Source organism: Streptococcus suis, assembly GCF_046032535.1.
In the GTDB taxonomy this organism is placed as follows: Bacteria; Bacillota; Bacilli; order Lactobacillales; family Streptococcaceae; genus Streptococcus; species Streptococcus suis_AK.
In genome coordinates this window covers 1-11,224 of sequence record NZ_JARQPL010000052.1, presented here as the reverse complement: position 1 = coordinate 11,224, position 11,224 = coordinate 1, and the positions used below count along the sequence as shown (strand labels likewise).

9 protein-coding genes are annotated in these 11,224 nt (G+C 43.7%); 6 read left to right on the top strand and 3 right to left on the bottom strand.

Annotation, left to right across the window (positions count from 1 at the left end):
* The first annotated feature begins 88 nt into the window (after nucleotides 1-88).
* Both P7J58_RS10730 and P7J58_RS10725 read left to right on the top strand, forming a co-directional pair.
* Entirely contained in the window at nucleotides 89-1,072 is a 984-nt protein-coding gene (locus P7J58_RS10730) for a Gfo/Idh/MocA family protein (protein WP_099876377.1), read from the top strand.
* A 228-nt stretch (nucleotides 1,073-1,300) separates the two neighbouring features.
* The gene (locus P7J58_RS10725) at nucleotides 1,301-2,386 is read left to right on the top strand and encodes a LysM peptidoglycan-binding domain-containing protein (RefSeq protein ID WP_408556324.1); all 1,086 of its coding nucleotides are present in this window, start codon (nucleotides 1,301-1,303) and stop codon (nucleotides 2,384-2,386) included.
* A gap of 83 nt (nucleotides 2,387-2,469) precedes the next feature.
* Here the strand turns inward: P7J58_RS10725 and P7J58_RS10720 are convergent, their stop codons facing one another.
* The 3 genes from P7J58_RS10720 to treP all read right to left on the bottom strand — a co-directional run bounded on the left by P7J58_RS10720 (nucleotide 2,470) and on the right by treP (nucleotide 6,597).
* Nucleotides 2,470-2,832, bottom strand: coding sequence for an iron chaperone (locus P7J58_RS10720; RefSeq protein ID WP_125183644.1), 363 nt, complete (start codon nucleotides 2,830-2,832; stop codon nucleotides 2,470-2,472).
* 64 nt (nucleotides 2,833-2,896) lie between these two features.
* Nucleotides 2,897-4,522 carry an alpha,alpha-phosphotrehalase gene (treC, locus tag P7J58_RS10715; RefSeq protein ID WP_408556325.1) on the bottom strand — a complete coding sequence of 542 codons (1,626 nt, stop codon included), beginning with the start codon at nucleotides 4,520-4,522 and terminating at the stop codon, nucleotides 2,897-2,899.
* Nucleotides 4,523-4,602: 80 nt separating this feature from the next.
* Nucleotides 4,603-6,597 carry a PTS system trehalose-specific EIIBC component gene (gene treP, locus P7J58_RS10710; protein ID WP_408546222.1) on the bottom strand — a complete coding sequence of 665 codons (1,995 nt, stop codon included), beginning with the start codon at nucleotides 6,595-6,597 and terminating at the stop codon, nucleotides 4,603-4,605.
* 232 nt (nucleotides 6,598-6,829) lie between these two features.
* Between treP and treR the strand changes: the two genes are divergently transcribed.
* The 4 genes from treR to P7J58_RS10690 all read left to right on the top strand — a co-directional run bounded on the left by treR (nucleotide 6,830) and on the right by P7J58_RS10690 (nucleotide 11,118).
* Nucleotides 6,830-7,543 carry a trehalose operon repressor gene (treR, locus tag P7J58_RS10705; RefSeq protein WP_024380213.1) on the top strand — a complete coding sequence of 238 codons (714 nt, stop codon included), beginning with the start codon at nucleotides 6,830-6,832 and terminating at the stop codon, nucleotides 7,541-7,543.
* 57 nt (nucleotides 7,544-7,600) lie between these two features.
* Nucleotides 7,601-7,912, top strand: coding sequence for a hypothetical protein (locus P7J58_RS10700; protein ID WP_002935948.1), 312 nt, complete (start codon nucleotides 7,601-7,603; stop codon nucleotides 7,910-7,912).
* Nucleotides 7,909-8,457, top strand: a complete 549-nt coding sequence (locus P7J58_RS10695; RefSeq protein ID WP_002935945.1) for a CvpA family protein — start codon at nucleotides 7,909-7,911, stop codon at nucleotides 8,455-8,457. The genes P7J58_RS10700 and P7J58_RS10695 overlap by 4 nt, the downstream gene beginning before the upstream one ends.
* A gap of 327 nt (nucleotides 8,458-8,784) precedes the next feature.
* Nucleotides 8,785-11,118 carry an endonuclease MutS2 gene (locus P7J58_RS10690; RefSeq protein ID WP_408556326.1) on the top strand — a complete coding sequence of 778 codons (2,334 nt, stop codon included), beginning with the start codon at nucleotides 8,785-8,787 and terminating at the stop codon, nucleotides 11,116-11,118.
* The last annotated feature ends 106 nt before the right edge of the window (nucleotides 11,119-11,224 follow it).

The following is an 11,224-nucleotide window of genomic DNA, read 5'->3' as shown; positions in this document are numbered from 1 at the left end:
TTGCAATAGTCAAGTTAATGTTATTACAATTGTTAAAAATTTGGGGTTGAAAAATCCCCATAAACTTATTTTACGAGTGAGGTAGACAATGAAAGATCAAGTACAGTACAAGTGGGCGTCCCTGGGAACAGGTGTCATTGCCAATGAATTGGTTCAGGCCTTGCAGGCTATGGGAGGAAATCTTTATTCGGTAGCCAACCGTACCTATGACAAGGGTGTGGAATTTGCGCAAAAATATGGCATCGAGAAAGTTTATCGAGAAATCGATGAAGTGTTTGAGGATCCTGAAGTAGACATTATCTATATTTCTACGCCTCACAATACCCATATCAATTATTTGAGAAAGGCCTTGAAGGCAGGGAAACATGTCCTCTGTGAAAAGTCTATTACGCTTAATTCAGAAGAATTAGCAGAAGCCATTCAACTGGCAGAAGAAAATCAGGTTATCTTGGCAGAAGCCATGACCATTTTCCACATGCCAATCTATCGTCAGTTGAGCGAAGTGGTAGCCAGTGGCAAGCTGGGAGATTTGAAGATGATTCAGATGAACTTTGGCAGCTACAAGGAATACGACATGACCAACCGCTTTTTCAATAAGAACTTGGCCGGCGGTGCCCTCTTGGATATTGGTGTCTACGCTCTGTCCTTTGTCCGTTGGTTTATGACGGAAAAGCCTAGCCAGGTCTTGTCTCAGGTCAAATTGGCTCCGACAGGTGTGGATGAGCAGGTAGGGATTTTGCTCAGCAATGATGCGGGTCAAATGGCGACCATCGCCCTGACCCTCCATGCCAAACAGCCAAAACGAGGGACTATTGCCTACGATAAAGGCTACATCGAGCTTTACGAGTACCCACGTGGCCAAAAAGCAGTCATTACCTATACTGAAGACGGTAGCCAAGAAGTCATTGAGGCAGGCCAAACTACCGAGGCTCTCTCTTATGAAGTGGCAGATATGGAAAAGGCTGTGGCTGGAATTGAAAATACTATGCACTTAGCTTACACTCAAGATGTCATGGATATCATGACCCAACTCCGCAAAGAATGGGGCTTGGTTTATCCGGAAGAAATGTAGAGAAAGGTTATTAGAATAAGAACTAAGGAACAAGTCATGGGTTGTTGGTGGTCTCCTACTTGTTCTTTTTTCTTAATGTGTCGGTTATGTGACAAGTATATGGATTTGATGACGAAAAATGTCTAAGATTACATAGTGGATACAGTTTATTTAAAAGCTCTCTAGGTACTTGTATTTCAAATCGGATTCAGATATGATAGGATTATCAAATTAGAAAAGGAACAGAAAATGAAACGTAAAAGAATTACAAAGCCCAAGCATATGCGTCGTAAGAGAAAAACTTCCCTTTTGCAAACAAATAAAAAAATGATGTACACCTCAAGCTTGGCCCTTTCACTTTTCACAACTGGTATGGTTAGTCCACAAGTTCTCGCTTTGGAGTGGATGCCACGCAGTGTGGAGCAAATCATTACTGAACTCACAAACAATGAGGGTCAGTTAACTTATACGGTTAAGTATGGTGATACCCTAAGTGCTATCGCTTCAGCTATGAATATTGATATGGACTTGCTGGCGAAAATAAATCAAATTGCAGATGTCAACTTGATTTTCCCTGATACGGTACTGACGACGACTGTTGACCAAAACAATCAAGTGACTCAGGTTGAGATTGAAGCTCCTGTTCAGGGAAACACAAATGAGACCGTTCAGGCAACTGTTGACCTAACAACCAATCAAGTAACGGTTGAGGATACGGTTGTTCCCTTGGATCAAATTTCATCAGTTACCGACTCAGCACCTGTAGAGGAGGTTGTAGAGCAGCCTGTAGCAGAAGCGCCTGTGGAGGAAGTTGTAGAGCAACCTGTGGTTGAGGCACCTGTAGAGGAAGTTGTAGAGCAGCCTGTAGTAGAAGCGCCTGTGGAGGAAGTTGTAGAGCAGCCTGCAGTAGAAGCACCTATAGAACAGCCTGTAGTTGAAACTCCACAAGTGACAGCCCTATCAACCACTACAACAAGTACAAGTGCTTATGATGTCGGTTTGCAACCTCAGGTAGCAGCCTTCCGCGCAGAAGTAGCTAATGCCTTCGGTATTACTTCCTTCTCAGGTTACCGTCCTGGTGATTCTGGCGACCATGGTAAGGGATTGGCAATTGACTTTATGGTACCACAAAGTTCAGCACTTGGGGATCAAGTGGCGGCTTATGCAGTTGCAAACTTAGCTTCTAAAAATATCAACTACATCATTTGGAAACAGCGCTTCTATGCGCCGTATGACAGTATCTATGGTCCAGCCTATACATGGAACCTGATGCCAGACCGTGGAAGTATTACTGAAAACCATTATGACCACGTACACGTGTCATTTAATCCATAAAATAATTATAGCCAAACTCACGGTGAGCTTGGCTATTTTTGCGTGCTTATTAATTGGAAGGTATGGGATACAAGTTTCTTATTTTATCTCCAGAACTTTTCGTAACCTTTCTTTTCCTCCATATTAAAGGCGATAATATTGCGGAGCAGGTCCCAGTTGACCTCTTGGTCTTCCTTGATTTTGAAGAGGTTGGAAGTTGCTTCGTAGCCCGCCTCCTTGATGTCCTTGGCAAAGGTTTCCATCGTAACCGTTTCAGGTGCAATGGAAATATGGGCTTTGGCAGCAGAGAATCCAATGATAAAAGTTCCGTCCATGATAAACATGGGCTGGTTCCACTTGATTTCTGTGGTTAGACTTGGAAATTCTTGCTGGATTTGATTGAAAATGCCTTCTAGTTTGTCCTTCAAGACAGGATTGTTGACCTTGTTCAAAAATTCTTGGAGCATGATGTTTCCTTTTCTTTTTTATTTCATTCTATCACAAAAGAGGAGTGACCTCCTCTTTCGTTAATTATTTCACCAAAATCGCCAAGACTTGATAGGGTTTCAAGCTAATTTTCTTACCGAGTTTGCTATCAGGATAGTTGCTGATGAGGACTTGGCCGTGGGCGTAGTCGTCTGCCAGGTCTAGTTCAACCTCTTCTGCGAAGAAATTGTTGAGGACCAGTAGTTTCTCGCCGTTTAGCAAGCGTTCAAAGGCATAGACTTTCTGGCTATCCTTGTAGGCAGCCTTGTAGTCCCCTTCTGAAATCAGAGGGAGTTCTTTCCGCAGGCGGATGAGCTCTTGGTAGAAGGTAAAGATTGGGCCTGTTTTTTCCTGCTCAACGTTAATCGTTTGGTAGGATTTGCCAGCCTTCAGCCAAGGAGTTCCTGTTGAGAAGCCTGCATTGTCAGAAGCGTCCCATTGCATCGGGGTGCGGGAATTGTCACGGGACTTGGCCTGGATAATCTTGAAGGCCTGATCAGGCGTGTGTCCTTGGTCCAAGAGCATCTGATAGGCATTGATAGATTCCACGTCCACGTAGTCGTCCATACTGTCGTAGTCAGGGTCAATCATGCCGATTTCCTCGCCCATGTAGATGTAAGGCGTACCGCGGGACAGGTGGATAGAGGCTGCTAGCATGGTTGCTCCTTCGTTACGGAAATTCTCCACATCAACAAAGCGGTTGAGGGCTCGAGGCTGGTCGTGGTTGTTGTAGAAAAGGGCGTTCCAGCCATTTCCGACGGACATCTCTTCACCCCAAGTATGGAAGAGGTGTTTGAGTTCTTCAAAGTCAAAGTCCATGATGGTCCATTTTTGCCCGTCCTTGTAGTCCACTTTCAAGTGGTGGAAGTTGAAGGCCATGGACAATTCTTCCCGCTCAGGAGCTGTGTAGAGAATGCAGTTTTCAATGGTGGTGGCAGACATTTCCCCAACGGTCATGAAGCCTTTTTCTGCCCCAAAAGTGGCATTGTTCATCATCTTGAGGTAGTCGTGGGTAATTGGGCGGTCGGTATAAGCTGGCTTGCCGTCATTGATTGGGCAATCTTCGAGGACTTCGTCCTTACCAATCAGGTTGATAACGTCGAAGCGGAAGCCTTTGACACCCTTGTCTTTCCAGAAGTTGACCACCTTGAAGAGTTCTTCACGGACATGAGGATTTCGCCAGTTGAGGTCGGCTTGGGTCACGTCAAAGAGGTGGAGGTAGTATTTCCCAGTATCTCCAAAAGGAGCCCAGGCATTGCCACCAAACTTGGACACCCAGTCAGTTGGCTGGTCACGTAGGATAAAGAAATCTTGGTAATATTTGTCGCCGGCTAGGGCCTTTTGGAACCATTCGTGGTCTGTCGAGCAGTGGTTGAGGACCATGTCTAGCATGAATTCGATGCCCAATTCTTTGCCGACAGCCACCATTTCTTCAAAGTCAGCCATGGTGCCAAAATCAGGATTGACGGCTGTATAGTCTGAAATGTCATAGCCGTTGTCTCGTTGAGGACTTGGGTAGAAAGGGTTGAGCCAAATCATATCAATGCCTAGCTCCTTCAAATAAGGTAGTTTTTCAATAATTCCTCGTAAATCCCCTACACCATTTCCAGTTGTATCCTTGTAAGATTTTGGGTAGATTTGATAAACAACCTTCCGTCTGTCTATTGTCATTTTGCTCTCTCTTTCTTGATTTTTCCTTCTTGCATAAGCAATGATAGGAGGTGCAAGTTACCTTGCGCCCTCCTAGAACATTAATTCTTTGTAACTGTCAGAATAGCTTCGCCTTGTGAGATGGCACGAGGAAGATTTCCGATAACTTGAGTGTCAAAGTCAGTTTGGTTGGTCACGATAACTGGTGTTTCCGCGACGAGACCAGCAGCCTTAATGACATCGATGTCAAAGCTAATCAATTTATCGCCAGCTTTTACCTTGTCACCTTGTTTGACGTGAGCTGTGAAGCCTTTGCCTTCCAATCCAACAGTATCCATACCGATGTGCATAAGGAGTTCAACTCCGTTTGTAGCAGTGATACCAACAGCGTGGTTAGTAGGGAAGAGGACAGATACTTCACCATCGACTGGAGCAACCAAGATGCCTTCGATAGGATCGATAAGGACCCCTTGTCCCATAACACCTGATGCAAATACAGGGTCAGTAGCTTGTGACAATTCTTTTGCTTGACCAGTTAGGGGGCTGATCAATTCGATAGCAGAACCAGTTTCAACGACAGTTTCAGTTACGACTACGACTTCTTCAACAGTTTCTTCTTTTTTTGAAAATGCACCTGTACGTTTGAAAACAGCTGTCAAAATCATTGGGACAACAATCGCAACAATCATTGCTAACAAGAATGGACCCCAGTATTCAGCCTTGATAGACAAGATACCTGGAAGACCACCGATACCGATAGAAGCAGCTTGGATGTTAAAGGTTACAGAAAGTAAGCCAGCGATACTTGAACCAATCATAGCAGCTACGAAAGGGTAAACGTATTTCACGTTGACACCAAAGAGGGCTGGTTCAGTAACACCAAGATAAGCAGAAATAGTTGCAGGAAGAGAAACTTGCGCTTCTTTTTCATTGTGACGGTTCATGAGGAAGTAGGCAAATACTGCTGAACCTTGAGCAATGTTAGAAAGAGCAATCATTGGCCAGAGACCAGTTCCACCAGCATCCGCAATCAATTGTGTATCGATGGCATTTGTCATGTGGTGAAGACCAGTGATAACGAATGGCGCATAGAGGGCACCGAATACCGCACCGAAGAGCCATTTCAATGGACCAGTCAAACCAGCCAATACGACAGTTGACAACCATTGACCAATTGTCCAACCGATAGGACCAAGGACAGTGTGAGCCAAGATGATGGCAGGAAGAAGTGATAGGAATGGCACGAAAATCATTGAGACCACTTCTGGAATAACCTTACGCCAGAAGATTTCTAGGTAAGACAGTGCCAAACCAGCAAGGAGGGCAGGGATAACTTGTGCTTGATAACCGATACGGGCAATACTAAATGCACCGAAGTTCCAAGACCAGTCGCTGGCAATGGTTGCTGCATCTGTACCAGGTACAGCATAAGCGTTGAGCAACTGTGGAGAAACCAAACAGATACCAAGGACGATACCAAGGATTTGAGAAGTTCCCATTTTACGAGATACGGACCAAGTGATACCTACTGGTAGGAAGTGGAAGATGGCTTCACCTGGCAACCAGAGGAAGTGATTGACACCATTCCAGAAAGGAGAAACCTGAACGATGGTGTTCCATACAGGGTTACCATCAGCATCGAAGACCAACTGCCCATCTTTCATAGCTTGTCCAAGCCATTCCATCTGAACACCTTCCAAGACGTTACGGAAACCGAGAATCAAACCGCCGACGATAAGGGCAGGAATGATTGGTGTGAAGATTTCCGCCAACATGGTCATAACACGTTGGATGGCATTTTGGTTACTTTTAGCGGCTGACTTGGCAGCTTCCTTAGATACGCCTTCGATACCAGACACAGCTGTAAAGTCATTGTAGAAGATTGGTACATCGTTACCGATGATGACTTGGAATTGACCAGCGTTGGTAAATGTTCCCTTTACTGCTGGAATGTCTTCGATGACTTTTACGTTTGCTTTTTTCTCATCTGCAAGAACGAAGCGCATGCGCGTTGCACAGTGTGTTACTGCATTGACATTCTCTTTTCCGCCAATAGCTTCTAGGAGCTGTTTGGCTTCTTTTTCAAATTTTCCCATATATTTTTCCTTCTAGACGGCTTATGGAATCCGTCACCCTATATTTTTTAGACATCTCTCAAAAGTATGTCTTTTTCGAAATTTGTACGGACAAATTTCTTTTACGTTATCATTGTATCCGATTTCAAAAAATAATGCAAGCGTTTTTGCTTAGTTTTTTTAATTTTGAAATGAATTTTGTTATAATGTTGATAGTTGTATGTTATTTGACAGATGAATTTGTGAGGAAATGATGAAAAAATACCAAGAAATTTATAATGACTTAAAAGAAAAAATACGGACAAATGTTTATCCGGCAGAAAGCTCCCTACCGACAGAACAGCAGCTCCAGGAACTCTATGGTGTTAGTCGTGATACGGTTCGTAAGGCGTTGGCGATTTTGACTGAGGGAGGTTTGATTCAAAAAGTGCAAGGGCGTGGTTCAATGGTCCTTAAGCAAGAAATTCTCAATTTCCCAGTTTCAGGTTTAACTTCCTATCAGGAATTGACAAATGTTCTCCAGCTTTCTACCAAGACAGATGTTGTCAGCTTAGATATGATTACCGTTAATAGTAGCCTTTCACATTTGACAGGCTTTGAACCGTATAGCAAGGTGTGGAAAGTTGTCCGTACACGTTCGATTGACGGTAAGGTCTCCGTTGTGGATACAGATTATCTTGCTGTCGATGTCGTGCCAGAGTTGACAACTGCTATTGCTGAAAAATCCATCTACGAATACCTAGAAAATAAGTTAGGCCTTGATATTGCTTATGCACAAAAAGAGATTACGGTAGAGCCGACCAGCCGAGAAGAACGAGATTTGATGCAGATTCAGGATGATTATCTGGTGTTGATAAAATCCAGGGTCTACTTAGGAGATACGCGACAATTCCAATATACAGAAAGCAAGCATAAAATTGATAAATTCCGTTTTGTAGATTTTGCTCGTAGAAAGCATTCTTTATAGGAGAGATTAGCCAAATCAAGTTTTTTACGCTATAATAGATAGAAGAAGAGGTAAGATATGGCAAACTTAAATCGATATAAATTTACATTTGGCGAGAAGCAATTAACCTTGACAACTGAGCATGATAATTTATTCATGGAAGAGATTGAGCGTATTGCACAGGAAAAATACCAAGCCATCAAAGAAAAGATGCCGACGGCGGACCCTGAAACCCTCGCGCTTTTGTTGGCAATCAATGCTCTATCCGTTCAACTAACGCGCGAGATGGCATTTGAACAAAAGGAACAAGAACTTGCAAGCGTCAAAGAAAAGGTCTTGAAAAAGAATGTGACCTTGATTGACTTAGATGAGCTTGAGGACAAGGTATGATTTCATTAGCAATTATTCTCATTTTGGCATGGAGTTTCTACATTGGCTACAGTCGTGGTCTAGTTCTACAGGCCTTTTATAGCATGGGAAGTATTATTGCTCTGGTGGTTGCGACGGCTACTTATAAAAAATTGGCATCCTTCCTTTATCTCTGGGTGCCATTTGCCAATGCTACTCAGGGGAGCTCCAACTATTATTTTGATGAGAAATATCTCTTTGACCTAGATATGGTATTTTATGCGGGATTGGCCTTTCTTTTGATATACGTCTTGGTTTATGCTATTGTGCGTTTCATAGGAATATTTGTCCATCTATTAGAGGCTTTTAATCCTGATACAAAAACGACTAATCTCATAAGCGGCGCCTTGGCTGTCTTGGTGACTTTTATTTCTCTTCAGATTGTCATGGTCTTGCTATCAACTATTCCGTTAGCGATGATTCAAGATAAATTGCACAGTAGTTTTCTTGCCAACATCATGATTCAGTACACACCATTCACTAGTAGCTTTTTAAAATCTCTCTGGTTGAGTAATATAGCAGGGTAAGGGAGACCTTATCCTTTTTATCGTCATTTATACTCTTCGAAAATCAAAATCAGACGTTGTTGATAAAGATCTAGCGGACCTTTTCAGCCTGTTCCCTTGAAATATAAAAGGAACAGAGTTCGATCTGCATCAGAGCGAAACGAACTACGTTCGCCTATTTCCAACCTCCAAAGGTTCGGGGAACCTTTGGAGCAAGTCTGATTTGGATTTTCATTGAGTATTAGTTGACTGTTATACCTTTAATTAAGAGATTGGGAAAGACTATATTTTTATCTTTTATTGTTTTGATAATGAGATAAAGCTAAGGAAAAGACTAAGTAGGAACATATGAATAATAAAATTATTGAAACCCTTGAATTTCACAAGGTAAGACAAAAAATTGAGCCCTATCTCTTGACGGAACAGGGCTTTGAAGAATTACGACAGTTGGAGCCCATGGTGGAAGTCCATCGTATCCAACAGGCCTTCGACGAGTTGACAGATATAGCGCAGATTTTTGTGGAAAATCCCTATTTCAGTCTGGCTGCTACGAGTGACATTGGTCCAGCCATGCGTCGTTTGGAATTGGATACAGACCTCAATATCGCTGAATTATTAGCTGTTAAAAAGGTCTTGGAAGTTTCTAAATCTCTCTTGGACTTTTATGGAAATCTGGAAAATGTCAGTCTTAGCCAGCTGGATAAACTCTTTGAGAAGATTGAGCTTTTTCCACATTTACAAGGCTCCCTCCAGTCCATCAATGATGCCGGTTTTGTAGAGGATTTTGCCTCAGAAAAGCTAGCCCGTATTCGAAGAAAAATCCGTGAAGCTGAAGACCAAGTTCGTCAGGTCATGCAGGATATTTTGAAGACCAAAGGCGACATGCTGTCCGATAGCATTTTGGCAAGCCGTAATGGACGCAATGTCCTTCCTGTTAAAAATACCTATCGCAATAAGATTGCTGGGGTTGTCCATGACATTTCAGCTTCGGGTTCGACCGTTTATATTGAGCCGCGGGCAGTGGTGACCTTGAACGAAGAAATCAGTCACCTACGTGCAGAAGAACGCCATGAGCTCAACCGTATCTTGCAGGAATTGTCGGATATGCTCCGTCCGCATAGTGGCGTGATTCGTAACAATGCCTGGCTTATCGGTCATATTGATTTTGTTCGTGCTAAGCATCTCTTTGCGCGTGAACATCAAGCAGTTGTACCCAAACTATCTGAGAAGCAGGATATTGCCCTTCTCAACGTTCGGCATCCGCTCATTGCTAAGCCTGTACCAAATGACCTTTATTTCGGTAGTCAGTTGACGGCTATCGTGATAACAGGTCCCAACACAGGTGGTAAGACCATCATGCTTAAGACCTTGGGTTTGACCCATCTGATGGCTCAGTCTGGTTTGCCTATCTTGGCTGATAAGGGCAGTCGGGTAGCTATCTTCAAAGAAATTTTTGCGGATATTGGTGATGAACAGTCGATTGAGCAGAGTTTATCAACCTTCTCCAGTCACATGACCCACACGGTGGAAATTTTAAGAGCAGCTGATCAAGATTCTCTCATTCTCTTTGACGAGTTGGGAGCGGGGACAGATCCGCAGGAGGGGGCATCCTTGGCTATGGCTATTTTGGATGACCTTCGTCTGCGGGGGATCAAGACCATGGCAACTACCCACTATCCGGAGCTCAAGGCCTACGGGATAGAAACCTCTGGTATTGAAAATGCCAGCATGGAGTTTGATACCAATAGTCTACGACCGACCTATAAGTTTATGCAGGGTGTTCCTGGGCGGTCCAATGCTTTTGAAATTGCACGGCGTCTTGGTCTATCTGATATTATTATCCAGTCAGCCCAATCTTGGACGGATACAGATAGCGATGTGAACCGCATTATCGAGAAATTGGAAAGTCAGACGGTTGAAAGTCGTCAGCGTCTGGATAAGATTCGTAATGTGGAGCAAGAAAATTACAAGATGAACCGAGCCCTCCGCAAGCTCTATGACGAGCTCAATCGTGAGCGGGAAAACGAGCTCAACAAGGCACGTCTGGAAGCTAGGGAAATTGTGGATATGGCATTGGCAGAAAGCGAGGATATTCTGAAAAATCTCCATGCTGCAGCTAGTCTTAAGCCCCACCAGATTATCGAAGCCAAGGCAGAGCTGAAAAAGTTGGCGCCTGAAGTGGTGGATCTGTCTAAAAACAAGGTGCTGAAGAAAGCTAAAATTCAGAGGGAAGCCAAGGTGGGCGATGACATTATCGTTACAGCTTATGGGCAACGTGGGACCTTGACCAATCAGCTCAAGGACGGGCGTTGGGAAGCTCAGGTTGGCTTGATTAAGATGACCTTGGCCAAAGATGAGTTTGAGTTAGTCAAGGCGGAAAAGGCAGAGCAGCCTAAGAAACGCCAGGTTCACACGGTCAAACGTGCCAATGTACGAGGACCAAAAGCTCGCTTAGATCTCCGTGGCAAACGCTACGAAGAGGCTATGATGGAGCTGGATGAGTTTATCGACCAAGCTCTGCTCAACAACCTAGCCCAAGTCGATATTGTCCACGGTATCGGTACAGGGGTTATCCGAGAAGGGGTGACCAAGTACCTCCGTCGCAACAAGCAGGTCAAGGAATTTGGCTATGCCCCACAAAATGCAGGTGGTTCAGGTTGTACCATTGTGACCTTTAAGTAAAAACACAAAGCACCTGCAGGTTGCAGGTGCTTCAGACTGAAGACAAAGTCCTTAGAATTGATTTTCTAAGGGCTTTTCTTCGTATTTAGGAGTATAATATAAGAAA